The sequence below is a fragment of the Haloarchaeobius caseinilyticus genome, from assembly GCF_051207395.1.
Lineage (GTDB): Archaea > Halobacteriota > Halobacteria > Halobacteriales > Natrialbaceae > Haloarchaeobius.
The window spans coordinates 36,786-62,669 of the sequence record NZ_JBPJZC010000002.1; the positions used below are offsets into that span (position 1 = coordinate 36,786).

Here is a 25,884-nt window from a genome sequence, read left to right on the forward strand (position 1 = left end):
CGACTTCGTCGCTACTCCTCACGGGTCGCTGGCGCTCACCATTCAGAATCCGAGAACTTCGCTTCGCTCAGTTCTCGCCTTTCCTCACGGGTCGCTACGCTTTCCGTTCGGTAACTGAGATTCTCACTCGCAGCGCTCGCTCCGAATCTCCCTACTGCTCGCGGCTACGCCGCTCGCAATTACGAGGCGCGCTGTGCGCGCCTCGCTACTCCTCGAACCCGTCTTCGAACTTGAACGTCCCGTTGCGCTGGACGACCTCGCCGTCGACTTCGATGTACGAATCCTCGCTCATGTCGACGATCATGTCCTGATGGGTGACCGAATCGTTGCGCTCGTTGCCCTCGCCGATGTTCTCTTCGTAGGCGCGGCCGGTCGCCATGTGGACCGTGTCGCCCATCTTCTCGTCGAAGAGCATGTTGTAGGTGAACGTGTCGATATCGCGGTTCATCCCGATGCCCAGTTCGCCGAGGCGACGCGCGCCCTCGTCGGTGTTGAGGACGGCGGTGAGTGCGTCCTCGTTCTTCTCGGCCGAGTGCTCGACGACCTCGCCCTCTTCGAAGCGGAGGTAGACGCCGGTCACTTCGCGACCCTGTGCCATCAGGGGCTTGTCGAACAGGACCTCGCCCTCGACGGAATCGGGAATCGGCGCGGTGAACACTTCGCCGCCGGGCATGTTGTTCTGGGCGGTGTCGTTGATGGTCTTGTTCCCCGTGATGGACATCGTGATGTCCGTCGTCTCGCCGGAGACGATGTGGACCTCGTCGGCGCCGGTCATGATGTCGACCATCTGCTCCTGGAACTCGCGCTGTTCGTCCCAGTCCTTGTTGATGGCACCCCAGACGAAATCCTCGTACGCGGGCGTGCTCATCTCGGCCTTCTGCGCGTCGCCCGGCGACGGGTACTGCGTGACGACCCACTTCGAGTCCATGTACGCCTCCTGAATCTGCTTCATGTGCTGGGCGCGAGCCTGCGTCTTCTCCGGCGGCACGTCGCTCGTCTCGTACATGTTGTCAGACCCCTTGATAGAGATGAACGCGTCTGTCGCTTCGGCCATCGCGAGGGTGTGGTCCGGCGTGCTGAAGTCGTCGGGATCTGCCGCCATCATGTACGCGCGGTGAACGCGAGAGTTCGTGAGGGCTGTCGACGGATTCGCACCCTTTTCACCGAGCAGTTCGGCGATGGCGACGGCGAGGTCTTCCGCCTCCTTCGGACCCCGAACGATGACGTTGTCTCCCTGCTGGATGTCGGCACAGTCCGCTACGAGAATCTCCGCGTGTCGTCGAACACGTTCGTCCATGACACACAGTGCCAGAACCGCGACCATTATCGTTTCGAAACGAAATGGGTTCAGTGACTCCCGATTCGTGTCCTCGAAACGTATAAGTCCGTTTGGTTGAACATATCTGACGATGCCTTCCAAACCCGAGGAGGCCTCCATCTCGTGGGGGCTGCTCGCCTATTTCCTGTTCCCACTCGCGGCCGTCTTCGTCGGCGTCCTCGAAGCCGTCGTGTTCGCCGCGCTGTTCGTCTTCTTCACGTCCGAAGACGACGATGCCGAGACGAAGGCAGCCGAAGCGTAGCCCGCATACGGACGGTTTACCGTCGGCTTCTACCCTTTCTGAGTGACCGACGAGACGAGGCGTGTCTTCACTGCGACGACCGTCGACTGCCCGGCTGCGGGTCGACGTGCGGTTTCGCCATGAGGTCGTCGAACGGCTGTTCGTCGAGCCACGAAAGCAGCGCGACGAGTTGCTCCGTGGCGGCCTCGAACAACTGTTCGCCCGTCTCCGGCGTCGCGTCGGTCTGGTCGCCAAAGACCCCGTTTGGCGAGTTGTCGATGGCGTCGTAGTAGTTGCGCGCCCCGTGGACCGTCGGCGTCCCGTCTTCGAGGTGGACCCGACCGCCGTCTCGGGCCTCCTCCAGTTTGTCCTCGTGAACGTTCTCCGGGTCGATGTGGAGCATCATCGCCGTCTCCTTCGGCCCGCCGTGTGGCCCGTTGTGCTCGAACAGGTCGTCGACGAGTTCGGGAATCGACTCGTCCCACATCCACTCAACGGCGTAGGCGGCGCGGTCCTCGCGGAGGCGACGGCCGACCTCGCGGAGGTGTTGCATGTTCCCGCCGTGGGCGTTCACGTAGAGGATGCGGTCGATGCCGTGTTTCGTGAGGTTGCGCGAGAAACTCTCGACGTAGTCGCGGAACGCCGGCGGGTCGACGGACATCGTCCCGTGGAACTGCATGTGGTGCGTGCTGACGCCGATGGGGATGGTCGGCGTGCAGAGGTAGCCAGTTCTGTCTGTCGCCTCGCGGGCGAGTGCCTCAGCAATCATGTGGTCGGTGCTCTCGGGCAGGTGTGGCCCGTGCTGTTCGGTCGACCCGAGCGGGACGACGGCCAGCGACTCTTCGGCGACGTAGTCTCCGAGGTCCGGCCACGTCTGGTCTGCGAGGTACATGGGCGTGTCTGCGAGTGGTGGCGACGTAACGATTCGGGCAGCGGCTAGTTGGTCGTCAGTTTATACGAATCGCTGCTACTTCTGGTCGGAGTGTGGTCGTCTCTGTCTGCGTCGAGTCGCAGTTCACGAACGCTGGTGTACATGACCGCCGCCACTACCTCCCCATCCGATTCGCACCGCTCACTTCGTTCGCGCTGCTCATCCCTCGCGCGACTTCGTGCTGACCACCTCACTGTGTTCGGTGGCCAGCACAGCGCGCGCCAGACCGGTCGTTCAGAAACCATCGCCCACCGTGTTCCAGCGAGTCGAGACACAATCGCTGGGCCGACTCGCCGTGGCGGACTCCTGATGAAGTCGAGAAACCCCACCAAGCGTGCTTTGTCAGCAACTATCAAGACAGTCCACTCCTAATCTCAGGTCATGCCAGGTGGTAGCAATCAGACGCTTCGGCCGTTCATGACGCGCGCAGCCAACCTGTTCGGAGACCGTGAAATCGTCTCTCGGACACACGAGGGCATGGTTCGGTACGATTACGAAGAGTACGCCGAACGGGTGGCCCAACTGGCGGGTGCCCTGTCCGCGGCTGGCGTCGACGAGGGCGACCGTGTGGGAACGTTCTGCTGGAACCACCACCGCCACTTCGAGGTGTACTTCGGCGTCCCGAACATGGGGGCGCAGATGCACACCATCAACCCCCTCCTCCCGGACCACCACATCGAGTACATCGTCGAGAACGCGGACGACCGCGTCATCTTCGTCGACGCGTCGCTCGCGCCGAAACTCGAAGGCCCAGCCCAGTCCGACGCCTTCGACGGCGTCGAGCAGTTCGTCATCATGGGGAGTGAGGTACCCGAGACCTCGCTCGAACCCGTCACAGACTACGAGTCGTTCATCGAGTCCGAGGACACGGACTACGACTGGCCGACCGTCGACGAGGACGCGGCCGCAGGGATGTGTTACACCTCGGGGACCACGGGGAACCCGAAGGGTGTCGAGTACACCCAGCAGATGATGTGGGCGCACACGATGGCGACGCTGCCCGACTCCGGTATCGGTATCGACGCCGACGAAGTCGTGATGCCGGTCGTCCCGATGTTCCACGTCAACGCGTGGGGGATGCCGTTCTCGACGACCGCCGCCGGGGCAAAACACGTCTATCCCGGTCCCGCACCGGACCCGGCCGACCTCGCGAAACTCATCGAGGAAGAGGGCGTGACACTGACAGCAGGTGTGCCGACGGTATGGCTCGGTCTGCTCGAATACGCCAGAGAGAACGAGGTCGACCTCTCGTCGCTGGAGCGCATCATCATCGGCGGCTCCGCGGCCCCGAAGTCCGTCATCGAGACCTTCGACAAGCAGTACGACGTGCAGGTGTTGCACGCGTGGGGCATGACCGAGATGGCCCCAATCGGTACCGTCGCGCACCTCAAACCCCACATGGAGGACTGGCCCGCGGAGAAGCGCTACGAGAAGCAGGCCAAACAGGGACTGCTCGTCCCCGGTCTGGAGATGAAGGTCGTCGACGAGGAAGGCGAAGAGGTCCCGCAGAACGGCGACGACTTCGGCGAACTGTGGGTTCGCGGCCCGTGGGTCACGACCGAGTACTTCGAGCGTCCCGACGCGAACGAAGAGGACTTCGTCGACGACCCGGCCGGCAAGTGGCTCAAGACCGGCGACGTCGTGAACGTGGACGAAGAGGGCTACATCCAGATCGTCGACCGCGCGAAAGACGTCATCAAATCCGGTGGCGAGTGGATTTCGAGTGTGGAACTGGAGAACGCGCTGATGGCCAACGACGCCGTCGCCGAGGCGACCGTCATCGGCATCCCGCACGAGCGCTGGCAGGAACGGCCCGTCGCGTTCGTCGTCCCGACCGCAGACGCCGACAGAGACAGTCTGCAGGCGGACCTGCTCGACGCCATCAAGTCGGAGTACCCGAAGTGGTGGGTCCCGGACGACGTGGTGTACATCGACGAGGTCCCCAAGACGGCGACAGGCAAGTTCGACAAGAAAGTGCTTCGTGACCAGTACGGCGACGAATCGAGTCTCGTCGACGGCAAGGCACCCGAAGAGGCCGCGCCGGACCAGAACGACGACTGACTCGACGGACCGACTGAGAACCGGCCCCGCGTTCCGGGGCTGCACGAGATTTTTCGGTTTCGATGGTGTCAATCGGCCAGCAAGCTTTATCCAGTCCTGTGCAGTGGTAACACCATGCGCCGCCGTGCCCTCCTCACTACGCTCGCGTCCGTCGGCCTCGCTGGCTGCGGAGCAGTCACCGACAGACAGACACGCGAACCGTTCGGCGTGCAACCGACCGACGTCCCACCGATGGTCGCCAAAGCCGGTGACCCACCGGCAGACCTCTCGCGGCTCGTCAGGTCGGACATCGCGGACCGAACCATCGCCGCCGTCTCGTTTCGTAACGAGTCTCGACTGGACGACTCCTGGATGCGGTATCGAGCAGGTATCACAGACGCACCGACTGCGGACAGTCCAGCAGGTGTGTGGGTCGGCGTCGAGAACACGAGTGACCGGACGAAGTCGCTCGAACTCGAATCGGTCGCTCCCCTCGAAACACCTACACCAGACACGTTCGCGAGGACGGCGAGCATCTTGCTGGTCCCCCGCGAGCAATAGGACTTCGACGAGGTGCGACCGGAGACACCGATGGATGGCTATTGGCGGGCCGCGGGGGAAGTCCCAACGTCGCTCTCGTCTGCGGCAGTGACGCTCGAACCCGGAGAGACCTACGGCCAGACGTTCGACCTGCTCGTGTCGGCCGACCACGACGGAACCATCCCGACAGGATTCCATCTCTGGTGGACCAGCATCGGAGAGATAGATATCGGACTCGAACTGTCCGTGTGGCCGACGAGTGCCGAGAAACCGGCGGAGTCGACGCTGTCGCCGACAGACCTTCCCGCGCTTCCCGGTGGAACGACGCACTGGTTCCACGACGCGCGAACGGAGGACGCGACGATGTTCGTCGAACCAGACGGGGACGACGTTCTCGAGTTACCGGAGAGTGTCTACGCGATGCTGCGAAACTATCGCGGCGAGAGCGTCTCGCTCGTCGGGCCGACCGTGTTCAAGCGCGAACAGGAACGGTGGGTGTCGCTCGGTTCGCCCGGGTACAACGGCATGGACATCGGTGTCGACGTTCCCTCACAGCACGCGTTGATGCGGCGAGTTCGACCGGGCGAATCCGTCATGGGCGCGCTCGCGGTCAAGTCACCACTGACGACCACTCCGGGCGGTGAGACCGTCTTCGTTCCATTCCTCAGGAACGGTCTCTACGCGATTCGCTGGTACGACTTGTCGGCTCAGCAGAACTACGCGATGACCATCTCCGTCGTCGGGGGTGGCGAACACCTGTCGACGCTCGCGCCGGGCGATTCAGCCGTCGTGACCGACGAGGCGGACGGGACGCTCCGTGTCCGGTCCGAACTGGCAGCCGACGCGGACCGGCCAGCCACGCTCGTTCTGAGTCGTGAAGACGGTGACGTGGATGCCCCCCGACTCATCCTGGAACAGGTCGGGCGGGTCCGTGGGCTGCAGAACACGCTCCCGTACCTGCGAGCCGACGTGGACCGCACTCGTGTCGAATTGACGACCAGTCTCCGTGCGGTCGATACGACCCTCGAATCGCTCGACTGGGACGCCGCCACTCCCGGGTCGTTCTCGTTCGACGGCGAGACCTACCGGGCGTCGACGCCGAAACCGAACCCTGCGAACTTTTATTTCGACTAACACTCTGGTAGGACTATGCGCCGCCGAACCCTGCTCTCCACGCTCTCCACCTCGGCGCTCGTCGGACTCGCTGGCTGCAACGCCCTCTCGGGTGACAGCAGCACGACGCGGCCGAACCTGGGCGTCGAGACGACACCGTCTGAATCGACGACGACGACACGACCAGTCGTCACCGACCCTGGTGAGACACCACAGCCCTGGACCCGTACCGAGAAGCCACAGCGAGTACTCGCCGCACTCGACCCGTTGCAGGTCGACGACGACGTCTCGGTCACTGCGGGCTTTACGAACACCGCGACGCCTGACCACCCGGCGACACTCCGAATCACGCACACGAACACCAGTGACACCGAAACCGAGTTCACCTTCGGGGGAACACCGCCCCTCTCTCGGTACGTCGCGACCGACGAAGCGACCGACAATCGGCTCATCCTCGCCCCGGTCACCGACGCTGAACCGACGAAGGCTGTCCGGTACTGGAACGACTGCTGGGAACCGCGGTTTCGCATCGTCGACCGCGACGACGAGACGCAGTCGATATCGCTCCCGCCCGGCAAGAGTGTCACTCACCGATACGCGCTCGTCACGCCGAACGACCAGACGGTCTGTCTGCCGGTCGGCCAGTACACCGTCGAGGCCGCCGCTGGCTGGCAACTGACGATTTCCGCGTTCAATCCGCAGGATAACCAACCCGGGACGTCGCAGTTCGAAGGGGCTTCAGTCCCTCCCTTGCCGGGTGAGGCGACCGGCTCCTTCTGGTACCACGAAGCGACAGCGGGTGATTCGTCGGTCTACCTCCGGCCCGGCACCGAACAGCTGGGCTTGCAGGACCGGCCCCTCTCGCTGACGCTGTGTAACTACGGGACCGCCGCGCTGACCTTCACTCCCGGGGAGTGGCACCTCTACAAACGCCACGAAGAGATGTGGAAGTACATCGGACCGTACGGGACACTTGACGGGGAAGCACTGCTCAGACCGGGCGAAACGGATACGATGCAGGTCCAGCTTTCCAACGGGTCGAGCGCCGCCTCGGAGACGTCGCTCAAGACGGTCGGTGGCCTCGGGCCGGGTCGGTACGCCGTAGAGCGGTCCCGACTCGACCCCACCCCACGCGACGGCACCAGCCAGCGAGTCGCCATGGCTGCGATGGTCCAACTCGTCGGCGACGCACCCGACCTGACTCCCATCGGCGTGACGGACACGACTCGGTCCGGGGAGACGCTCTCGGTGGCGACGGAGGACGGCGGGAACGTGACGGTGGCCGTCGAACGCCGGTCGCGCCCATCAGCTACTACGCTCCTGACAGAACAGGTGATGCAGTTCCCCATCCTCCGGAACACGCTGTCGTACCTCTCCGAGAGCGATTCGCTGTCGCGCGTCGACCTCCAGACCACCGGCGACAGGTTCCAGCTTCTCGTCGGGTCCACCATGGTCCTCGGTCTCGCCACCGACCAGACGGGTATCTCGTTCGGGTATCTGGGTGAGTCCTACCGACTCTATCGCCCGGCGTGACACGGTCACCCGAAAAATAAACTACAGAATTAGTTCACAGTTTTCCGCTGCCCAACCGTATTTGAGGCCGCCGTGCGAAGCGCCCTCATGGAACTGCTGGAAGAGACCGTGGTCCCCGAGGAAGCCCGAGCGGTCAAACAGGAAGCACGAGAGTTCGCAGCCGAGTACATCGAACCGAACGCGCAGGAGTACTACAAGTCTGGCGAGTATCCGACGGAGATTCTGAAAGCCGGGCAGGAAGCGAACCTCGTCGCACAGGACATCCCCGAGGAATACGGTGGTCGTGAGCTGTCCCTCCCGCAGATGCTCGCCATCACCGAGGAGTTCTATCGCGCCGACGCCGGCATCGCGCTCACCCTCCAACTCGCCAGCTTCGGCTGCGAGATGACCTACGAGTACGGCAACGAAGAACAGAAAGAGAAATTCCTCCGGCCCGTCGCCGAGGGCGAGCAGATCTCCGGCCTCGCAGTCTCGGAACCCGAGACGGGGAGCGACCTCGCCGGCATGAAGACGACCGCAGAGAAAGACGGCGACGAGTACGTTCTCAATGGGGAGAAGTATTGGATCGGCAACGGCGTCGAGGCCGATTGGGTGACCGTCTACGCCCGGACCGGCGACAACGAGGACAACAAGTACGGCAACCACTCCATCTTCATCGTCCCCACCGACACGGACGGCTACGAGGCCGAACACATCCCCGAGAAGATGGGCTTCCGGGCGTCGAAGCAGGCCCACATCACGTTCGACGACTGCCGCGTTCCGGAAGAGAACCTCGTCGGCTTCGAGGGCAACGGCTTCATGATGCTCGCGGAGTTCTTCAACCACGGTCGGGTCGTCGTCGCCGGCCACGGCCTCGGACTGGCCGCCGCCGCCATCGAAGAGGCGTGGGAGTTCGTCCACGACCGCGAAGAGTTCGGGCGAAAGGTGGCCGACTTCCAGTCCGTGCAGCACGACCTCGCCGACATGATTCTGGAGTTCGAGTCCGCCCGCGCGCTGACGTGGCGTGCCTGTGAGAAGGTCGCCGCCGGCCAGAACTCGGGCTACTGGGCGGCGATGGCGAAGACGAAGGCGACCGAGGTAGCGACCCACAACGCCGAGAAGGGGATGCAACTCCACGGCGGCCGGTCCGTCCTCGACGAACGACGCATCGCCAGGGTGTACCGCGACGTGCGCATCCCGGTCATCTACGAGGGCGCGAACGCCATCCAGCGCAATCTCATCTACCGGCAGGCCTGAGGTCGGAACCGCGACTACGGCCACGGTACCGCACCACACGGTAACCACAAGCGTCTTTATTCGAACTCGCCAACAGTTGCGATAACAGCGCAGATGTACGCGAGGGTTTCGTCGCCAGATTCGCCAGTCTGTTCGGGGGCACGGGTCACAGCATGACCCAGCGTAGCGTCCTCGTCATCAGCAACGACGCAGCGCTGCGTGAGCGACTCGCCGCGCCGCTCGAGTGGTCACACCCGAACCTGACCGTCTACACGGCGGCCGGCTTCGACGGCGTCATCGACCACCTCGACGACGGAGACCTCGGCTGCATCGTCAGCGACGCAGAGACCATCGCGGCCGCTCCCGCCGTCTTGCAGGCGACCCGGGAACGACACCCGAACCTGCCCCTGCTCGTCCTCTCCGAGTATCAGACCGAGCGTGGCGATGGGACGGCCATCATGGAGGTCGTCGACTTCCTCGACGGCATCGGTTCGCCAGGTTCGGACGACGCCTTCGCCGGGTGGGTGGCCAACGCGGTCGTCAGACAACCCGGCGGGGCCGGACCGCCCGGCGGGAACCGCCCGGAAGACATCGTCCGCGACGTGAAGCGGTCGCTGGTCGACGCTTCCTCGCCGATGGACATCGAAGAAGCAGTCTGCGACCAACTCACCCTCGGCGGCCGCTACACGTTCGCCTGGATCGGCGAGTACGACCGCGGTGAGGGTCAGGTCGTCCCGTGGGTGTCCGCGAGCGCGACGGACGACTGGCCGGTCAGCATGACCTTCCCGGTCAGACGCGGCGGCAGTCAGTCCGTCATCGAGCGCACACTCGCGACGCGTGAACCACAGTTCGTCGACGACATCGCCAGTCATCCGGCCGCCGTCCCGTGGCGCAAGGCTGCGACCGAACGTGGCTGTAACGCGGTCGCCATCGTCCCGCTCGCGGTCGACGACCTCCACGGGGTGATGGGTCTCTACTCGCGTGACTCCGATGGGTTCAGCGAGATGGAGGTGAGCGCGATTCGGGAAATCGGTGAGAGCGTCTCGCACGTCCTCGACACTATCGCCATCCGTGGTCGCATCGACCAGCAAGAGCGTGTCCTCAGACGGTACGAGCGTCTCGTCGAGACGGTCGGCGACGGCATGTACGCGCTCGACGCCGGCGGCCACTTCATGACCGTAAACAACGCCATGATGGCGATGACTGGCTACTCCCGCGAGGGACTGCTCGGCGAACACATCTCCATCGTCCTCGACGAGGAGTCCGTGCGGACCGGGCGGTCGGCTATCGAACAGATGGTCAAGGCTGGCTCGATGGACGGCGAGACGCACGAGGTGACCGTCCAGCCGAAAGACGGTCGCTCGTTCCCCGGCGAGGTACAGGTCGCACTGCTCCCCTTCGACGAGGAGTTTACCGGAACGGTCGGGGTCGTTCGGGATATCACCGAGCGGAAAAAGCGCGAGCAAGAACTTCAGCGCCAGAACGAACGCCTCGACGCCTTCGCCAGCATCGTCAGTCACGACCTGCGCAACCCACTCGGCGTCTCGCAGGGCTATCTCGACCTCGTGAAAGAGCAGGCCGACGACTCACTCAGTGAGTACCTCGGCCACGTCGAAGCGGGGCTCGACCGCATGGAAGACATCGTCGGCGACGTGCTGGCGCTCGCCCGACAGGGCCAGACCGTCACCGAGACCGAACCGACCGACCTCCGGTCGCTTCTCGAACAGGCGTGGGGGAACGTCGACACGAAGTCGGCGACGCTCACCGTGACCGATACGTTCACCATCGAAGCCGACCACTCGCGCCTGCTCCGGGCCTTCGAGAACCTCTTCAGAAACGCTATCGAACACGGCGGCGAGACGGTGACCGTCGAAATCGGACTGCTCGAACCGGCCACCCTCGACCCGGCCGACGGCCCATCACTGCTCGACGATGCGAGCGAGTTCGAGTTCCCCGAAGAGTCGGCTACGCCCGACCCCGAACCACCGACCCCGGACGGGTTCTACGTCGCGGACGACGGCGTCGGCATGCCGAAAGAGGTCCGCGAAAACGCGTTCAACTCCGAGTTCACCACGTCGGACGAAGGTCTCGGTATCGGACTGTGGGTCGTTCGAGAAGTAGCGAGTGCTCACGGCTGGACGACACGAGTTGTCGAGAGTGCCGAAGGCGGTGCGCGATTCGAGTTTACGCAGGTACAGTCGGCCTAACTACCGCCCGGGAGGTCCTGAAACGCACCGACGAAATCGTCGTGGTCTTGCATTCCGGAGACCGCGTCGTCGACTTTCGACTTGAGTTCGTCGACACGGTTACACAGTTGGAGGTACTCGTCGTTGTCTTCGAGTTCGCGCTCGGACTTCTCGGATTCGAGCAGCGATTTCTTCGAGACGAGTGCGTAGTACTCCTGAATGTCACTCTCGTAATCGGTCCGCGAGGTCACCCGCTCGACGACATCGAGTAGTTCGTCCTTCGAGACCGGCTTGACGAGGTAGTCGTCGAAGCCCATCTCGATGATGTCGAAGTCGGGGTCGACTGCCGTGACCATCACGACCCGGCAGTCGTAGCCCTCAGCACGGATGCGCTCTAAGACCTCGTCACCGGAGAGGCCGGGCATCCGTCTGTCGAGGAGGACGATTTCGACGGAGTCTTCCATCAACTGCAGTGCAGACTCGCCGTCGTACGCCGCCTCGACGTTGTATCGGGTCGTCAGCCAGGCGGCGAATAGGTCCGCCAGCCGGGACTCGTCGTCGACGACGAGCACCTCGAGGCCGTCTGTCTCACTAGCCTCTTGACCGTCGTTTTCTGCCACGTCAGGTCAATGGTGTCTAGGGTTCTTAAATGCCGCGCCCACAACTCTTCCTTCTGATATATATGTGTCTGTATAACAACTCCGTCGCTCGGTTTTACCGTCTCTGACCAGTCCTGTCGAGTCGAGAAGTCCGGAAACCCGGCCGATTCGCGGCGAGGGTGTGGTCTGTTTCCGGTCAGAACTGGCGAAGACTCCTCAGCGGTCTGTCGGCTCGTACTGGACTCGCAGGTAGTCGGTGAGGTGTGAGACCACTTCGTCGTCGTACGTCCAACTGCCGGCGAAGGTGTCGTCGTCGGTGGATTCCGCGAGGAGCCCACACGCCATCTCCTCACCACTCCCGCCGTCGAAGACGACGAACCACGTGTCGGCCAGCTCTGCCCTGTCTCGCGTGTGCGCGATGACGCCATTTATCGTCGGGAGGCGGCCGGGCTGCGCGTACACGTGAACGTCGAGCCCACGGTCGGCGAGACACTCGTACACTTCTCGCTGGTCCTGACTGTCGACGAGTGCACGCGCGCCGACGTGAATCGAGCCGTCGCCGACGCGGAACGCCCGGTCGGCGATTTCGCGGCTCATGGCGACGAGGTTGTCGACGTCTGCGTCGGTGACGGTCGTTCGGTCGAGTCGAGACAGGAGGCCGTCCAGCGAACCGCCAGTGACGGAAAGCCCGTCGGCGGTCGGCTGTGGTTCGTCGAGTAGGTCGTGCAGTTCGTCTGCCGTGAGAACGGTGTGGAACTCGTCTGGGCCAGTGAGTGTCGCAAACACAGGTGCATCGCCAGCCGGCCGGTCGACCCGCACGGTGAGGTCCCGGTCGGCGAAGAGTGCCGCAACGTCGGCCACGAACTGTGACTCGGGGTCGACGTTGCACAGCGTGAGCGTCCGCTGGCCACGGTGGACGTGGTCGATGACGTCGATGAGTTCCATACTGTCACGGTTCGTGTACAGTGAAAAGGCTCGATATCCTAACAATGTAGGCGAGCCAGTGGAAGATGGGCTGCTCACTGCCGAATCGCTGAACCTGTGGCAGCACGCCGCGTCGAAAAAATCGAGTCGAAAACCGGCGTCGGTGTCGTTACTTGCCTTCGAACTCGGGGTCGTCGTCACCGAAGAAGGCGTTGATGCCCTCGTGCACGTCGTCGGTGCCGACGACGTGACCGAAGCCCATGGACTCGATTTCGAGCCCGGCGTCGGTGTCGTCCCAGCCCTGTTCCATGGCGCGCTTCGTGTAGCGCATGGCGATCGGCGGGCCGCCTGCCAACTTCGCTGCGAGTTCGTGTGCTGCGTCCTCGAAGTCGCCCGGTTCGACGACCTCGTTCACGAAGCCGAAGTCGGCCATCGTCTCGGCGTCGAAGTGGTCACACGTGAAGATGATCTCCTTCGCGCGACCCATGCCGACGATGCGCTGGAGGCGCTGCGTGCCGCCCCAGCCGGGGAGCAGGCCGAGCTTGAACTCGGGCTGACCGAAGTTCGAGCGCGTCGTCGCGATGCGCATGTCGGCGCAGGTCGCCAGTTCCATGCCGCCGCCGAGACAGTAGCCGTCGATAGCCGCGACGACGGGCATCTCGGTGTCCTGCAGGCGACCGAAGGTCTCCTGCCCGAACTTCGAGAGTTCGACCGCGCCGAGCGGGTCCGCGCCGCCGCCCGCGATGCTCATGAAGTCGGCACCGGCGGAGAACGCCTTGTCGCCCGCGCCGCTGAGGAGGATGCCGCGAACCTCGTCGTCGTCTTCGAGGATGTCGAGTGCGGCGTCGAGTTCCTCGATGAGTTCCAGCGAGATGCTGTTCATCTGCTGCGGTCGGCTCAGTTCGATGTGGCCGACCTTGTCGCCGGGGTAGTGGAGTTCGAGGGTGTCGAAGTCGACCGTACCCTCCTCCTCGCCGCCGGCGTCACCGTAGAAGCCTTCGTCGACGAACGACTCGAAGGCGTCGAACGGCTCGTAGCGCGGGTGTTCGGTCTCTTCGTAGGCCGAGGTGAGTGCGCTGTAGAGTTTGTCCAGACCGTACTCGTCGGTGATCTTCGCGGGGCCCTTGGGCCAGCGACCGCCGAGTTTGACCGCGGTGTCGATTTCCGACGCGGAGGCCACGTCGTCACCGATGAGGTAGGAGACCTCGTTGGCGAGGACTGCGAGCAGGCGCTCTTTGACTTCGTCGTCGGTCTCGTCCATCGGGACGTCCGCGCCGTCGCCCTCGTAGTCGTAGAAGCCCTTGCCGGACTTCTGGCCGAACTCTTCGGCTTCGACCTTCTCGACCATGAGCGGGCACGGCTCGTACCGGTCGCCGAGTGCCTCGTGCATGTAGTCGAGGACGTGGTAGCCCACGTCGATGCCGACGTAGTCAGCGAGTTCGAAGCTACCCATCGGCAGGCCGAGGTCGAACTTCGTCGTGGAGTCGACCTCTTCCATCGTCGCCGTCCCGTCGTGGACGAGCCACGCGGCCTCGTTCATCAGGGGAACGAGGATGCGGTTGACGATGAAGCCGGGGACGTCCTTGCGGACGCGGACGGGCGTCTTGCCCATCGCTTCGGCGAGGTCCGCCGTGAGGTCCATGGTCTCCTCGCTCGTGTTCGCGCCGGAGATGACCTCGACGAGGTCCATGCGCACCGGCGGGTTGAAGAAGTGCATCCCGCAGAACTGGTCCTCTCGGTCGGTCGCAGTCGCGATTTCCGAGATGGAGAGACTGGAAGTGTTGGTGGCGAAGACGGCGTCCTCGGGTGCGTACTCGTCCACGTCACCCCAGACGTCTTTCTTGATGTCCATCCGCTCGACGATGGCTTCGACGACGAAGTCCGTGCTCTCGACGGCTTCTTCGAGGTCGACGATGGGTGTGATGCGGTCGAACGCGGCGTCGGCGTCCTCCTGTGTGATGGCTTCTTTCTCCGCGAGTTTGTTCAGGCTCCACTCGATCTTCTCGTACCCGTCCTGTACGAGTTCGTCGTTGATGTCGCGCAGGTTCACGTCGTAGCCGGCCATCGCGGCGACCTCCGCGATGCCGTGTCCCATGTTCCCTGCACCAAGAACTGTGATAGTGTTGACTTCGTCCAACTCCATGTTCGGACCGACAACTGGCAACGGTTTCAAGGTTTCCCCTGTCAAAACACAAAACGACAATTCGGTTTATTTCGGGTTACATAGATTTTTAACCCTGAATTGGTTAATAGTTGCTCATGGACTTCGCGCTCTCAGACGAGCAGAAACAGATTCGAGACGAGGTTCGGCGTTTCGCCGAGAACGAGATTATCCCGAACGCGGAAGAGTACGACGTCGAAGAGAAGTTCCCCTTCGACATCGTCGAGCAGGCCGCCGAGATGGGCCTGACCGGACCGTACATCCCGATGGACTACGGTGGCGCGGGCTACTCCATCCTCGACACGACCATCATCGTCGAGGAACTGTTCGCCGCAGACCCCGGCATCGCGCTGTCCATCGTCGCCTCCTCGTTCGGCTGTGAGGCAATCATGGAGTTCGGCAGTGAGGAGCAGAAAGAGCAGTTCCTCGAACCCGTCGCGCTCGGCGAGAAGATTTCCGGGGCGGCAATCTCCGAGCCCGACACCGGCTCCGACGTCGCGTCCGTCTCGACCACGGCCGAGAAGGACGGCGACGAGTGGGTCATCAACGGGAACAAGATGTGGATCACGAACGGGACCGTCGGCGACTTCTTCGTCATGCTCTGTAAGACGGACCCCGAGGCAGAGGGCCGCTACAACGGCTTCAGCCAGATCATCGTCGAGTCCGACCGCGACGGCTTCAAGGCCGACAAGATCACGGGGAAACTCGGTATCCGCGCGTCCGACACGGCCGAACTCATCCTCGACGACGTGCGCGTGCCCGAGGAGAACCTCGTCGGCACCCGTGGGATGGGCTTCCTCCAGCAGATGAACTTCTTCGACCAGACGCGTACCGCCGTCGCCGCGCAGGGCGTCGGTATCGCGAAGGGTGCTTCCGAGGCCGCGCTCGAGTACGCACAGGAGCGCGAGCAGTTCGACCGCCCCATCTCGGACTTCCAGGCCATCCAGCACAAACTGGCCGAGATGCACACGAAGACCGAGGCAGCGCGTAACCTGACGTACAAGTCCGCCTGGAACGTCGACGAGGGCAACGACATCACGATGCTCGCCTCCATGGCGAAGGAGTTCGCCTCCAACGTCGCCGTCGACGTGGCCAACGAAGCCGTCCAGATTCACGGTGGCGCGGGCTACGTGAACGACTTCCCGGTCGAGCGCTTCTACCGCGACTCGAAGATCACGCAGATCTACGAGGGCACGACCGAGATTCAGAAGAACATCATCGCGCGCGAACTGCTCGGGAAGGGCTTCTAACTCTCCCGAAACGGACAGTTCAGGCTTCTTTGGGGTCGGTGGGGCTTTTTTAGGCCTGGCTCTCGTGGCCAGTCGTAATGGCAGAGTTCGAATCATTCGACGAGGAGACGGAGTCGAATACGCCGTCTCTCACGTTCAGAGGGGGCCGTATCGCCAGTACCGTCCCACTGGCTATCTTCGTCGCCTGGGCTATCTTCCAGAGCGGCGTCCTCGGCGTCGGAGACACGAGTGGGCTCGTCGTCGGTATGCTCGCCGGACTCGTCGCGGGGCTATTCCTCGTGAAGGGTCCGTGGAAAGACTACGCAGACGCGATTTTCGACGGGATGACCAAGCGTGTCGCCGCGACGGCGGTCGTCGCGTGGCTGTGGGCGGGCATGTTCGCCAACGTCCTCCGCGCCGGCCAGTTCGTGAACGGCCTCGTCTGGGCTGCGGACGTGGCTGGTGTCGGCGGTGCCCTGCTTCCGGCAGTCACCTTCGTCCTCGCGGCACTGCTCGCGACCGGTATCGGGACCGGCTACGGGACGGCCATCACGTTTACGACGGTCGTCTTCCCGGCCGGCATCCTGCTCGGTGCGAACCCGACGCTGTTGTTCGCGGCTATCCTCTCGGGTGCAGTCTTCGGCGATAACCTCGCTCCCGTCTCCGACACGACCATCGTGAGTGCGGTGACGCAGGACGCCGATATCGGTGGCGTCGTCTCCTCGCGGCTGAAGTATGCCTTCGTCGCGGCTGCTCTCGCTTTCGTCGCCTACATCATCGCCGGCATGCAGATGTCTGGTATCGACGTGTCCGCGACGGGAACGAGTCTCGCCGACGAGGCGAACCCCCTCGGTCTCGTTCACCTCGTCTCGATGGGTGTGGTCATCGTGACGGCCATCAAGGGTCGCCACATCATCGAGGCGGTTTCGTGGGGCCTCCTGACGGCCATCGTGGCCAACCTCGCGCTCGGCCTCTCGACGGTGTCGGACATCCTCGTGTTCTACGCGCCCGAACAAACGAGTCTCGCCTCCGAACTGACGTGGCTCCCTATCGTCCAGCTAGCGACCGAAGAGAACCCCGTCGCCGTCGGCGGTGCCCTCTACGACGGTGCGGTTGGCTTCTTCCCGCTCATCGTCCTGACGCTGCTCATCGTCGCCGCGGCCGAGGTGATGATTCGCGGCGGCGGTTTCGCCGCGATTCAGGACTTCCTGCTCGACAAGGTGGCCACGACGGTTCGCCGTGCCGAGGTCACGATGGTGATGGGCACCGCGCTCGTCAACGGGATGATCACCATCAACACCGCGGCCGAAATCGCCATCGCGCCGTACATCGCCAAGGTCGGCGGCCGGTTCAACCTGAACGGCTACCGCCGGGCGAACATCCTCGACGCGAACACCTCGGCGCTCGGCTACATCTTCCCGTGGGGCGGTGGTCTGCTCGCCGGCTACGGGGCGATGACCAGCCTCGTCGAATCCTCACAGACGCCCTGGTTCACCCAGGCGATGGTCGTGAACCCAGTCTCCGTCTGGCCGTACGTCTTCCACGGCTGGTTCCTCGTGGGCGTGTTCGTCTTCGCCGCGTGGACCGGCTACGGCCGTGAGTACGTTCACGACCGCGAGTCTTCGGAGGTGTCGCGCGTATGAGCCTCCTCTCTTCGGTCTTCGCCGGATTCGGCCTGCGGTCGGCGACGCCGACGTTCGAGAAAGGTGCGGAGGTTCCGGTGTTCGTCACCGGGACCGACGACGGCGACGCCCTCGCGCGTGTGGGCGACTCACACCTACGGATAACCGGTGTCGAGAATCCAGAATCGCTCGTCGACGAGCGCGTCCGTGTCCGCGTCGAGTCCTTCGACGAGGAACACCACGTCGGTGAAGCGACACTCCTCGACGTGGTCGACGGGCGCGGGATTTAACCACCACCGGCGCGTCCGTTTTCGCGTGTCTGCTTCCCCCTACGACCAGCTCCGCGAGGACCCCGACCTCGGCCCGGTCGTCGACGAACACGGTGAACTGACCGTCGAATCGCATCCGGACCCGTTCGAGCGACTCGTCGTCGCCATCGTGAACCAGCAGCTCTCGGTCCAGTCGGCCGCGGCCATCCGCGAGCGACTGTTCGAGAACTTCGAGATTACACCGACGGCCTTGCTCGCCGCCGACGAGGACGGTCTGCGCGACGTGGGTCTCTCCAGTCAGAAGGTTCGCTACGTCAGGAACGTCGCCCAGCGCTTCGACGATGGCCTGTCGGCGGAGCATCTGCACGAACTGGACGACGAAGCAGTCGTCGACGAACTCACCCAGATTACGGGTATCGGTGACTGGACGGCGAAAATGTTCCTCATCTTCTCGCTCGGTCGTGAGGACGTCTTCCCGGTCGAAGACCTCGGGATTCGCAAAGGGATGAAGCAACTGTTCGGGGAGTGTAGCCGCGCCGAGATGGTCGACATCGCCGAACGCTGGGAACCGTACCGCAGTTACGCGAGTCTGTATCTCTGGCGCGTCGTCGACTGACTGGAGTCGCCGGTCGAGGCGACCCATCTGGCACACCAGTCAACTTCAGCGAAATCGCACTACCTTTTGTGGCCCGTCACGAGGAACCGATACATGCAACTCCGCGACGAGTCGGTGTCACCCGACGAGGATGGAGGCGAGCGCAGATGAGCGCCAGAGCGGACGTGCTCGCTGGTGTCCGCGCCACCGCGCCAATCCTCCTCGGTATCGTTCCGTTCGGGCTCATCGCTGGCGTGAGTGCGGTCGAGGCCGGACTGGACCCACTGCACGCCGTCGGGATGTCCGTCTTCATCTTCGCGGGCGCGTCCCAACTCGCGGCCATCGGTCTGCTCGGCGACAACGCGCCGTTGGCCTTCGTCGTCCTCACGGTCGTCGTCATCAACCTCCGGGTGACGATGTACAGCGCGTCCATCGCGCCCTACTTCCAGCGGTTCACGGCACGGTGGAAGTGGCTCTGTGCGTACGTGCTAACCGACCAAGCGTACGCGATTTCACTGACGGAGTTTCAGGAGACGACTCCCGAAGAGCGAAGCCGGAAGTGGTACTTCCTCGGTTCCGGGTTCACGCTGTGGGCCGTCTGGCAGGTGTCGACTATCCTCGGTGTCGTCGTCGGGGCCAGTGTCCCCGCAGGCCTGTCGCTCGAATTCGCGGTCCCATTGACGTTCATGGCCCTGTTGTTTCCGGCGCTCAAAGACCGGGGAACGTGGACCGCGGGCGTCGTCGCTGGCGCAGTCGCGATTCCGGCTGCCGCGCTCCCGTTCGACCTCGGCCTGGTGACGGCGGCAGTCGTCGGCATCGTCGCTGGGTTGGCGTTCGAGATTGTCGTTACAGATACGTCGACCGATGCTGCGGAGTCCCCTGATGGCACGCACGGGGACGGCGGTGGTCACCAGTGACGACCTACAGCGACCAGGCGGTTTGGCTCGTCATCCTCCTGGCGGGACTCGGGACGTACGCCATTCGCCTCTCGTTCATTCTCCTGCTCGGACGACTCGACGCCGTGCCCCCGCGACTCGAGACTGTCCTCCGATTCGTCCCAGCCGCGGTGCTGGCCGCACTGGTCGTCCCGTCCGTCGTCGCGATGGACCCCTCGTTCGGTCTCGACTACGAACTCACGAAGGTCGTCGCAGCCGTCGCCGCAGGCATCGTCGCGTGGCGGACGGAGAACGTCTTGGCGACCATCGGCGTCGGGATGGTGACTCTGTGGGTCGTCGGTGCCGCCTTCTAACGCTTGCTGCACGACGCAGTCGGACAGTTCTGAATCCTCACCGGTCGAGAGTAGTCGATATTGTGAGTAGTCTTTTGGCTAGACCAGAGTACGCTGGTACTACTTCGGTTTTGCTCGGGATACCGCCACGATATACTCACGTTTCCGAGAATAGAAAATACTACTCAGGGCGCCTCTAACGTATGTTTTCGAGTAACGGGCACTATTATCAGTGCCATTGAACATCACCGGAGAACCTACGAAGACCCAGTGTTTCCAACCCAGTGAATTAAGGGTTATGGCCACGACTCGACATATGAAGTCCGCCCACACGTAACATAGGGGGATGGGAACTATGGCAACGAAACAAGTGAATCAGATTTCGACGACGAAGCCGACCGAAACAGGACCGACCAAAGAGGAACTGTTCGAGGTCCTCTCGAACCGACGACGACGACAGACACTGGAGTACCTCCTCGATTGCGAGGATGGTGCCTCCACGAAACGAGAAATCTCACGGCAGATCGCCGCGTGGGAAACCGACCAGCCGCTCGAACTCGTCTCCTCCGACGAGCGAAAGCGTGTCTACATCGCCCTCCACCAGACACACCTACCGAAGCTCGACGATGCCGGCCTGGTCGAATACGAGTCCGCACAGGGAACGATACAACTGACAGACGCCTGTGACGGGTTAGAGGTCTACCTCGACACCGACGACGAACCAGAGACACCGACCTGCTGGGGGTCCAGATACGTCTGTATCGGCATCGGCGCGCTCGCCGTGACCGCTCTCGCGGCGGTCGGTGCGCTCCCCGTCAGTGGGTTCGCGCTCTCCGCTCTCCTCGCCGCGTCGCTCACCACGGCTGGTGCAGCGCAGGTCTACTCAGAAAATCACGACAACGTCGAGGAGATAGCTGCCGACTTGAACGGTCGAGCTAGCTGATTACTCCATCAGTTCTTCTTCTTCTTCGCGCTCGTCGCCGTCGTCACGGTCGACGCGCTTCGAGACGTCCACCTGATAGTTCGTCAGAATGTCGCGGCCGAGCAGGATGGGGTAGTCCATGTGCGACCGGTCTTCGACGCTGGCAGTGACCGTGTGCTGGTTCCCCCCGACACCGACCACGAGGTCGACGACCGGGCGGGACTTGCCCTGCTTCAGGCTGCCTGACTTGACGCGCATGACCGACTTGATGGGACCGGCACCGATGTCCGCCGCGAGACCCGTGTCGATACTGGTCCGGGTCGCGCCCGTGTCGGACTTGGCGATGACCGTCTTCGAGTCGGAGGTCCCGGAGACGACGACCTCCTCGGTGTAGCCGACGATGACCGGCTTGTCGGGCTTCTGTTGCGTCTCGCGCGGTGCGCACGAGGGCCACGAGTCGTCGAGCGTCGCGGAGAGTTCGCGAACGCGTTCGTCGTCGACTTCCCCGCCGACCTTCTCGATGGCGAGTTTGGCGATGTACGGTGCAGGCGAGTGGCCGGTCGCCTTGTACAGGCCTTTGAAGCCGGCGGTCGGGTTCACTTCGAGGACGTACCAGCCTTCGTCACCTTCGACGATGTCGACACCAGCGTAGTCGAGACCGACGACTTCGGTGGACTTCTTGGCGATGCGACGGACCTTCTCGGGGAGTTCGCCGGTCGCATCCTCGACCTCGCCGCCCAGTGCGACGTTCGTCCGCCAGTCGGTGTCCGGCGCGTAGCGGTACATCGCGCCGACGACTTCGTCGCCGACGACGTAGACGCGCAGGTCGCGGTGTCGCTCGCCGTCACGGTCGATGAGCTTCTGGAGGAACGCGTAGCGGTTGCCGACCTTCGCGTTGACGCGCTCGTCCGGGCCGACCTTCCACGTGCCACCGCCGTGGGTGCCGATAGCGGTCTTGTAGACCGCTTCTTCGCCGAACTCACCGCGGGCCGCGTTCAGTTTGTCGCCGTTGAGTGCGAGGAGTGCCTCGGGTACACGGATACCGTTGTCAGAAAGTGCCGCCGCAGTCGCGATTTTGTGTGTCGCTCGGAGCGTCGTGTGTGGCTCGTTGAGCATCGGTCGCAGGCTGTTGAGCGTGTTCGCCAGTCCGAGTTCCTCACACGGCTGTTCCGTGTTCGAGAGCAGCATCCGGTTCGCGATGACGTCGACGTCCGGTTCCAGTGTCACGCCGGGGCCGCCGACTCGCACGACGGTGTTCTCCTCACGCAGCCACTCTGGCTCGTGGCCCAGTTCTTCGACCGCGTTACAGATTGCCTTCGACTCCTTGCTGTTGTGAAGGCTGAGTACCCCTACTCGTACGCTGTCAGAATTATCCATATACGCTCAACTCACGGGCGGTGCAAAAACGTTGCTTGTCACGATTTCGACTGTCAGAGGTCCACACGCTACAGGTACGAGGCGTCCCACCGCGTCGGCTTCCTGCGATTTTCGCACTCGTTGCAGATGACTTCGCCCATACTGCTCATCGCCGTCTCGAACGATTGACACGCGCCACAGAACCAGCCGTACTTTCGGTCGCGGGCTTCGTCGACGTAGGCCTGATAGAACGGGCCGTTCGACCCGCGGTTCGACTCGCTGTAGCTCACGTACACCGCTCCGTCTTCGGTGTCGAACTCGTCGAGGGTCTCCCAATTCGTCTCGTCTGCCTCGCCAGCCCGGATGAAGACGTTCTCGCGCATCTCCGTGCCACCGATTTCGACCGTCCGTTCGCTCGCGTGTTCGTAGCCGTGTGCCTCGTAGAACTCGTTCCCGAGTTCGTTCCCTTCGAGGACGACACCAGCCAACTGCTCTGCACCGCGGTCCAGCAACTCCTCTTGCGTTCGGACCAGCAGTCGTGCGCCGATACCGCGCCCACGAGCGTCAGGATCGACGTGGAGCCACGTGATACGGCCCTCGACGGGTGTCTCACCCTGTACCTGTGCCTGCGAGAACGCGATGACATTGCCCGAATCGTCGCCGTCGTCGACCCCAACGAGTAACACCGCACCGTCGTCGGCGAGTTGCTCTTCGAGCGCCTCGTCGTCGTACCACTCACTGGCAGCCGTGTCGATAATCTCGGCGTCGAGGAAATCCTCGTAGGAGGTGTGGAGGGAACTGTCTGCGATGGCGCGAATCGACTCGAAGTCGGCGTCTGTGGCTTCGCGAATCTCCATAGCGGCCGGTACGACGTGCTATCATATAACGTTCTGGCCAAGCGGCGATATAGGCTGACCACGGCCATCGTCTGCCGTTGTAGCCGCCTGTTTCGACAGTCGCCGAGGGCCACACGGCTTTATACCCCCGGGACAGAAGACGAGTATGAGCAGCGACGCGGATTCGAACGACGGAAACGAGTCGTTCACCTACATCGGGGGGAAGGTGGACCCCGGTGAATCAGCGAACATACGGTACGGTATCAGCGAGACGTATCTCGGTGACCCGGTCAGGATTCCGGTCACCATCATCAACGGCGAACACCCGGGCCCGACTGTGTTTCTCTCTGCTGCGGCCCACGGCGACGAACTCAACGGTATCGAGGTCGTGCGCGAAGTCGCCCACGAGTGGCCGCTCGAAGAACTCCACGGTTGTCTCGTCTGTCTCCCGGTCCTCAACGTTCCCGGCTTTCTGGCCCAGCAGCGCTATCTGCCCATCTACGACCGCGACCTGAACCGGTCGTTCCCCGGCCGCGAGGATTCGACGAGTGCGAAGCGGATGGCCCACCGCATCTTCACGAACTTCATCGAACCCTGTGACCTCGGTATCGACCTTCACACGTCGACTCGCGGCCGAACCAATATGCTCCACGTCCGGGCCGACATGGCGGACGACGACGTGGCTCGCCTCGCTCGGGCGTTCGCGTCGAACGTCATCATCGGGAGTGACGGACCAGATGGGACGCTCCGGCGGGAAGCGACCGAGGTCGACTGCCCGACCATCACTATCGAGATGGGCGAAGCCCATCGCTTCCAGCGCGAACTCATCGACCGCGCACTCGACGGCGTTCGCAGTGTGCTCGCGGAGTACGGCATGCTCAAAGCGGAGTCGGTGCGCTGGCCCGGCTGGCGGACCATCATCGAGGGGCACTCCGAGAAGACGTGGCTCCGCGCCGACGCGGGTGGCATCGTCGACATGCACTTCGAGTGCGGGGCGCTCGTCCACGAGGGTGACCGCATCTGCACTATCACGAGCCCGTTCAAGACCGACAACGAGCCCATCTACGCCCCCTTCACTGGCGTCATGGTCGGTGTCCTCGAAAACCCGGTCGTCTACCCCGGCAACCCGCTCTGTCACCTCGTCGAACTCGACCGGAAGACGCTCCGTGCGGTCGAACGTGAGCAGTCCGCCCCGCCGGACGCACCGCCAGAGATGGCCTGACAGAATCGGTCACTGAAGTCGTCGGCGAGGACCGAAAATACCGGCCCTGACGGGGGCAGGTAGGAACTTTCTTTAAGATACGCTCCTACCCTCCGAACTGAGAGTATGAGCCAGTCTTACAATCGCGGCCTCATCGAGGACTTCAGTCGCTGGAAGGAGTTCTCGGCCGGGATGTGGGCGTGGATATTCCACAAATTCACTGGATGGGTCCTCATCGGCTACCTGTTCACCCACATCGCTGTTTTGAGTACCGCAATCTCGGCGAGTCAGAACGCATCGGCGAGCGAAATTCAGGCAGGAACGGACATCTACTCCCAGACACTGGGCACGCTGGAGGGCATCTTCATCGTTCGACTGCTGGAGGTCGGACTGCTGGCGGTCGCCGTCTTCCACATCCTCAACGGGATTCGACTGCTGCTGGTCGACCTGGGCATCGGCCTCGACTCGCAGGACAAGACGTTCTACGCGTCGCTCGTCCTGACGGGTGTCATCGTCATCGCGAGCGTCCCGACCTTCCTCGCCGGACTCGGAGGGGGTGCCTGACATGAGTGCAGGCGCACCTACTTCGTTCGAGCGTGGCGGCTGGGGCTGGCTGTTCCAGCGTATCACCGCGGCGTTTCTCGTCGTGGTGCTCGCGTTCCACTTCTTCCTGCTCCACTTCTACCACCACGCCTTCGAGATTACGCTGGCTGGCACGACGGCCCGCATGGAGGACATCGGCTACTTCGCGACGATGTGGCTGTTCCTCGTGACGGCGACGTTCCACGGCGTCAACGGCGTCTACAACGCGCTCGTCAATCAGGGCATCAGCGGCGGGCAGAAGACGGCCGTCAAGGGCGTGCTGGCACTGGCAGGACTCCTGCTGGTCGCACAGGGTACGAGAGTCGCACTCGTCATGAACGGGTTCCTCTAACATGAGTACGCAAGTTCCGGATACGAAAGACGACGCGGAGGCTGGCTCCGAGGCGGGCGAATCGCAGGGGCAGTCGCCGCAGGAAAAGCGCATGGCCGAGAAGGCCTCGAAGAAACAGTTCCGCGACGCACAGAAGAAAGCGGAGGCGGACCTCAAAGCGGCCGACGAGACGTACCACCTCAAAGTGTTCCGGTACGACCCGGAGGTCGAGGGTAAACAGGAACCGCGCTTCGACGACTTCTACGTCCCGTACAAGAAGGGGATGACGGTCCTCGACGCGCTCATGTACGCGCGAGACCACTACGACTCCTCGCTCACGTTCCGCCACTCCTGCCGACAGGCAGTGTGTGGCTCGGACGCGATGTTCGTCAACGGGCGACAGCGTCTGTGCTGCAAGACGCAGCTCAACTCGCTCTCTGAGCCGGTTCGCATCGAGCCGCTCCCGCACCAGGACGTGGTCAAAGACCTCGTCGTCGACATGGAGCACTTCTACGACCAGATGCACGCGGTCGAGCCGTACTTCCAGTCGGAGAACCTCCCGAAGGAAGAACAGCGCCAGTCGCGTGAGAACCGAGAGAAGATCAAGATGTCCACGCGCTGCATCTGGTGTGGTGCGTGCATGTCCTCGTGTAACATCGCCGCGGGCGACAACGAGTACCTCGGGCCGGCGGCCATCAACAAGGCCTACCGGTTCTACATGGACGAGCGTGAGGACGAGGAAGAACTCAAAGAGCACCGACTGCGCATCCTCGAACAGGAACACGGTGTCTGGCGCTGTCAGACCCAGTTCTCCTGCACCGAGGTGTGTCCGAAGGACATCCCGCTCACCGAGCACATTCAGGAGCTCAAGCGCGAAGCGGTCAAGAACAACCTGAAATTCTGGTAACCACC

Annotated in this window: 25 protein-coding genes; 18 read left to right on the plus strand and 7 right to left on the minus strand. The window is 63.2% G+C overall.

Annotated elements, in window-relative coordinates; genetic code table 11:
* Positions 1-205: 205 nt before the first annotated feature.
* Positions 206-1,297: an aminopeptidase gene (locus ACSC1P_RS11445; RefSeq protein ID WP_435360315.1), complete on the minus strand. Its 1,092-nt coding sequence runs from the start codon at positions 1,295-1,297 to the stop codon at positions 206-208.
* Positions 1,298-1,409: 112 nt separating this feature from the next.
* Between ACSC1P_RS11445 and ACSC1P_RS11450 the strand changes: the two genes are divergently transcribed.
* A complete protein-coding gene (locus tag ACSC1P_RS11450) occupies positions 1,410-1,580 on the plus strand; it encodes a hypothetical protein (protein ID WP_435360316.1) in 171 nt (56 codons plus the stop codon).
* A gap of 67 nt (positions 1,581-1,647) precedes the next feature.
* Here the strand turns inward: ACSC1P_RS11450 and ACSC1P_RS11455 are convergent, their stop codons facing one another.
* Entirely contained in the window at positions 1,648-2,451 is an 804-nt protein-coding gene (locus tag ACSC1P_RS11455) for a creatininase family protein (RefSeq protein WP_435360317.1), read from the minus strand.
* Positions 2,452-2,871: 420 nt separating this feature from the next.
* Between ACSC1P_RS11455 and ACSC1P_RS11460 the strand changes: the two genes are divergently transcribed.
* From ACSC1P_RS11460 to ACSC1P_RS11485, 6 genes are all read left to right on the plus strand, one after another.
* Positions 2,872-4,551, plus strand: coding sequence for a long-chain fatty acid--CoA ligase (locus tag ACSC1P_RS11460; protein ID WP_435360318.1), 1,680 nt, complete (start codon positions 2,872-2,874; stop codon positions 4,549-4,551).
* 114 nt (positions 4,552-4,665) lie between these two features.
* Positions 4,666-5,091 (plus strand): hypothetical protein, encoded by a 426-nt coding sequence (locus tag ACSC1P_RS11465; protein WP_435360319.1) that lies wholly within the window; start codon positions 4,666-4,668, stop codon positions 5,089-5,091.
* Between the two features lie 30 nt (positions 5,092-5,121).
* A complete protein-coding gene (locus tag ACSC1P_RS11470; RefSeq protein ID WP_435360320.1) occupies positions 5,122-6,204 on the plus strand; it encodes a hypothetical protein in 1,083 nt (360 codons plus the stop codon).
* 15 nt (positions 6,205-6,219) lie between these two features.
* Positions 6,220-7,716: a hypothetical protein gene (locus ACSC1P_RS11475; protein WP_435360321.1), complete on the plus strand. Its 1,497-nt coding sequence runs from the start codon at positions 6,220-6,222 to the stop codon at positions 7,714-7,716.
* Positions 7,717-7,803: 87 nt separating this feature from the next.
* Positions 7,804-8,952: an acyl-CoA dehydrogenase family protein gene (locus ACSC1P_RS11480; RefSeq protein ID WP_435360322.1), complete on the plus strand. Its 1,149-nt coding sequence runs from the start codon at positions 7,804-7,806 to the stop codon at positions 8,950-8,952.
* A gap of 152 nt (positions 8,953-9,104) precedes the next feature.
* A complete protein-coding gene (locus ACSC1P_RS11485) occupies positions 9,105-11,138 on the plus strand; it encodes a PAS domain S-box protein (RefSeq protein WP_435360323.1) in 2,034 nt (677 codons plus the stop codon).
* Here ACSC1P_RS11485 and ACSC1P_RS11490 read toward each other — a convergent pair.
* The 3 genes from ACSC1P_RS11490 to ACSC1P_RS11500 all read right to left on the minus strand — a co-directional run bounded on the left by ACSC1P_RS11490 (position 11,135) and on the right by ACSC1P_RS11500 (position 14,783).
* On the minus strand, positions 11,135-11,737 hold the full coding sequence (locus ACSC1P_RS11490; protein WP_435360324.1) for a HalX domain-containing protein: 603 nt from the start codon (positions 11,735-11,737) through the stop codon (positions 11,135-11,137). The genes ACSC1P_RS11485 and ACSC1P_RS11490 overlap by 4 nt on opposite strands.
* A 195-nt stretch (positions 11,738-11,932) precedes the next feature.
* The gene (locus ACSC1P_RS11495; protein ID WP_435360325.1) at positions 11,933-12,661 is read right to left on the minus strand and encodes a hypothetical protein; all 729 of its coding nucleotides are present in this window, start codon (positions 12,659-12,661) and stop codon (positions 11,933-11,935) included.
* 148 nt (positions 12,662-12,809) lie between these two features.
* Positions 12,810-14,783 carry a 3-hydroxyacyl-CoA dehydrogenase/enoyl-CoA hydratase family protein gene (locus tag ACSC1P_RS11500; protein ID WP_435360326.1) on the minus strand — a complete coding sequence of 658 codons (1,974 nt, stop codon included), beginning with the start codon at positions 14,781-14,783 and terminating at the stop codon, positions 12,810-12,812.
* Between the two features lie 116 nt (positions 14,784-14,899).
* On the opposite strand from ACSC1P_RS11500, the gene ACSC1P_RS11505 reads away from it, so the two are divergent.
* The 7 genes from ACSC1P_RS11505 to ACSC1P_RS11535 all read left to right on the plus strand — a co-directional run bounded on the left by ACSC1P_RS11505 (position 14,900) and on the right by ACSC1P_RS11535 (position 20,687).
* The gene (locus ACSC1P_RS11505; RefSeq protein ID WP_435360327.1) at positions 14,900-16,051 is read left to right on the plus strand and encodes an acyl-CoA dehydrogenase family protein; all 1,152 of its coding nucleotides are present in this window, start codon (positions 14,900-14,902) and stop codon (positions 16,049-16,051) included.
* A 77-nt stretch (positions 16,052-16,128) separates the two neighbouring features.
* Positions 16,129-17,673 (plus strand): Na+/H+ antiporter NhaC family protein, encoded by a 1,545-nt coding sequence (locus tag ACSC1P_RS11510; RefSeq protein WP_435360328.1) that lies wholly within the window; start codon positions 16,129-16,131, stop codon positions 17,671-17,673.
* A complete protein-coding gene (locus tag ACSC1P_RS11515; protein WP_435360329.1) occupies positions 17,670-17,942 on the plus strand; it encodes a DUF7513 family protein in 273 nt (90 codons plus the stop codon). The genes ACSC1P_RS11510 and ACSC1P_RS11515 overlap by 4 nt, the downstream gene beginning before the upstream one ends.
* A 25-nt stretch (positions 17,943-17,967) precedes the next feature.
* Positions 17,968-18,537, plus strand: a complete 570-nt coding sequence (locus ACSC1P_RS11520) for a DNA-3-methyladenine glycosylase family protein (RefSeq protein WP_435360330.1) — start codon at positions 17,968-17,970, stop codon at positions 18,535-18,537.
* 146 nt (positions 18,538-18,683) lie between these two features.
* The gene (locus ACSC1P_RS11525) at positions 18,684-19,433 is read left to right on the plus strand and encodes an AzlC family ABC transporter permease (RefSeq protein WP_435360331.1); all 750 of its coding nucleotides are present in this window, start codon (positions 18,684-18,686) and stop codon (positions 19,431-19,433) included.
* Complete coding sequence (locus ACSC1P_RS11530) at positions 19,430-19,765, plus strand: AzlD domain-containing protein (RefSeq protein ID WP_435360332.1); 336 nt, start codon at positions 19,430-19,432, stop codon at positions 19,763-19,765. The genes ACSC1P_RS11525 and ACSC1P_RS11530 overlap by 4 nt, the downstream gene beginning before the upstream one ends.
* A 334-nt stretch (positions 19,766-20,099) precedes the next feature.
* Positions 20,100-20,687: a DUF7344 domain-containing protein gene (locus ACSC1P_RS11535; RefSeq protein WP_435360333.1), complete on the plus strand. Its 588-nt coding sequence runs from the start codon at positions 20,100-20,102 to the stop codon at positions 20,685-20,687.
* On the opposite strand, the gene ACSC1P_RS11540 is transcribed toward ACSC1P_RS11535, so the two are convergent.
* Together ACSC1P_RS11540 and ACSC1P_RS11545 are read right to left on the minus strand one after the other, a co-directional pair.
* On the minus strand, positions 20,688-22,043 hold the full coding sequence (locus ACSC1P_RS11540; protein WP_435360334.1) for an ATP-grasp domain-containing protein: 1,356 nt from the start codon (positions 22,041-22,043) through the stop codon (positions 20,688-20,690).
* Between the two features lie 68 nt (positions 22,044-22,111).
* Entirely contained in the window at positions 22,112-22,879 is a 768-nt protein-coding gene (locus ACSC1P_RS11545; RefSeq protein WP_435360335.1) for a GNAT family N-acetyltransferase, read from the minus strand.
* 145 nt (positions 22,880-23,024) lie between these two features.
* Here ACSC1P_RS11545 and ACSC1P_RS11550 point away from each other — a divergent pair, with 145 nt between their 5' ends.
* From ACSC1P_RS11550 to ACSC1P_RS11565, 4 genes are all read left to right on the plus strand, one after another.
* Positions 23,025-24,080 carry a succinylglutamate desuccinylase/aspartoacylase family protein gene (locus ACSC1P_RS11550; protein WP_435360336.1) on the plus strand — a complete coding sequence of 352 codons (1,056 nt, stop codon included), beginning with the start codon at positions 23,025-23,027 and terminating at the stop codon, positions 24,078-24,080.
* A gap of 105 nt (positions 24,081-24,185) precedes the next feature.
* Positions 24,186-24,623: a succinate dehydrogenase, cytochrome b556 subunit gene (gene sdhC, locus ACSC1P_RS11555; RefSeq protein WP_435360337.1), complete on the plus strand. Its 438-nt coding sequence runs from the start codon at positions 24,186-24,188 to the stop codon at positions 24,621-24,623.
* A 1-nt stretch (position 24,624) separates the two neighbouring features.
* Positions 24,625-24,993 (plus strand): succinate dehydrogenase/fumarate reductase transmembrane subunit, encoded by a 369-nt coding sequence (locus ACSC1P_RS11560; RefSeq protein ID WP_435360338.1) that lies wholly within the window; start codon positions 24,625-24,627, stop codon positions 24,991-24,993.
* 1 nt (position 24,994) lies between these two features.
* On the plus strand, positions 24,995-25,879 hold the full coding sequence (locus ACSC1P_RS11565) for a succinate dehydrogenase/fumarate reductase iron-sulfur subunit (protein WP_435360339.1): 885 nt from the start codon (positions 24,995-24,997) through the stop codon (positions 25,877-25,879).
* The last annotated feature ends 5 nt before the right edge of the window (positions 25,880-25,884 follow it).

What these genes read in the sequence shown, in the direction of transcription:
- ACSC1P_RS11500 (WP_435360326.1), bottom strand. Translation starts at nt 14,783, where the DNA reads ATGGAGTTGGACGAAGTCAACACTATCACAGTTCTTGGTGCAGGGAAC.
- ACSC1P_RS11470 (WP_435360320.1), top strand. Translation starts at nt 5,122, where the DNA reads ATGGATGGCTATTGGCGGGCCGCGGGGGAAGTCCCAACGTCGCTCTCG.
- ACSC1P_RS11485 (WP_435360323.1), top strand. Translation starts at nt 9,105, where the DNA reads ATGACCCAGCGTAGCGTCCTCGTCATCAGCAACGACGCAGCGCTGCGT.
- ACSC1P_RS11465 (WP_435360319.1), top strand. Translation starts at nt 4,666, where the DNA reads ATGCGCCGCCGTGCCCTCCTCACTACGCTCGCGTCCGTCGGCCTCGCT.
- ACSC1P_RS11560 (WP_435360338.1), top strand. Translation starts at nt 24,625, where the DNA reads ATGAGTGCAGGCGCACCTACTTCGTTCGAGCGTGGCGGCTGGGGCTGG.
- ACSC1P_RS11525 (WP_435360331.1), top strand. Translation starts at nt 18,684, where the DNA reads ATGAGCGCCAGAGCGGACGTGCTCGCTGGTGTCCGCGCCACCGCGCCA.
- ACSC1P_RS11460 (WP_435360318.1), top strand. Translation starts at nt 2,872, where the DNA reads ATGCCAGGTGGTAGCAATCAGACGCTTCGGCCGTTCATGACGCGCGCA.
- ACSC1P_RS11540 (WP_435360334.1), bottom strand. Translation starts at nt 22,043, where the DNA reads ATGGATAATTCTGACAGCGTACGAGTAGGGGTACTCAGCCTTCACAAC.
- ACSC1P_RS11455 (WP_435360317.1), bottom strand. Translation starts at nt 2,451, where the DNA reads ATGTACCTCGCAGACCAGACGTGGCCGGACCTCGGAGACTACGTCGCC.
- ACSC1P_RS11445 (WP_435360315.1), bottom strand. Translation starts at nt 1,297, where the DNA reads ATGGACGAACGTGTTCGACGACACGCGGAGATTCTCGTAGCGGACTGT.
- ACSC1P_RS11535 (WP_435360333.1), top strand. Translation starts at nt 20,100, where the DNA reads ATGGCAACGAAACAAGTGAATCAGATTTCGACGACGAAGCCGACCGAA.
- ACSC1P_RS11565 (WP_435360339.1), top strand. Translation starts at nt 24,995, where the DNA reads ATGAGTACGCAAGTTCCGGATACGAAAGACGACGCGGAGGCTGGCTCC.
- ACSC1P_RS11515 (WP_435360329.1), top strand. Translation starts at nt 17,670, where the DNA reads ATGAGCCTCCTCTCTTCGGTCTTCGCCGGATTCGGCCTGCGGTCGGCG.
- ACSC1P_RS11475 (WP_435360321.1), top strand. Translation starts at nt 6,220, where the DNA reads ATGCGCCGCCGAACCCTGCTCTCCACGCTCTCCACCTCGGCGCTCGTC.
- ACSC1P_RS11550 (WP_435360336.1), top strand. Translation starts at nt 23,025, where the DNA reads ATGAGCAGCGACGCGGATTCGAACGACGGAAACGAGTCGTTCACCTAC.
- sdhC (WP_435360337.1), top strand. Translation starts at nt 24,186, where the DNA reads ATGAGCCAGTCTTACAATCGCGGCCTCATCGAGGACTTCAGTCGCTGG.
- ACSC1P_RS11450 (WP_435360316.1), top strand. Translation starts at nt 1,410, where the DNA reads ATGCCTTCCAAACCCGAGGAGGCCTCCATCTCGTGGGGGCTGCTCGCC.
- ACSC1P_RS11480 (WP_435360322.1), top strand. Translation starts at nt 7,804, where the DNA reads ATGGAACTGCTGGAAGAGACCGTGGTCCCCGAGGAAGCCCGAGCGGTC.
- ACSC1P_RS11545 (WP_435360335.1), bottom strand. Translation starts at nt 22,879, where the DNA reads ATGGAGATTCGCGAAGCCACAGACGCCGACTTCGAGTCGATTCGCGCC.
- ACSC1P_RS11505 (WP_435360327.1), top strand. Translation starts at nt 14,900, where the DNA reads ATGGACTTCGCGCTCTCAGACGAGCAGAAACAGATTCGAGACGAGGTT.
- ACSC1P_RS11495 (WP_435360325.1), bottom strand. Translation starts at nt 12,661, where the DNA reads ATGGAACTCATCGACGTCATCGACCACGTCCACCGTGGCCAGCGGACG.
- ACSC1P_RS11510 (WP_435360328.1), top strand. Translation starts at nt 16,129, where the DNA reads ATGGCAGAGTTCGAATCATTCGACGAGGAGACGGAGTCGAATACGCCG.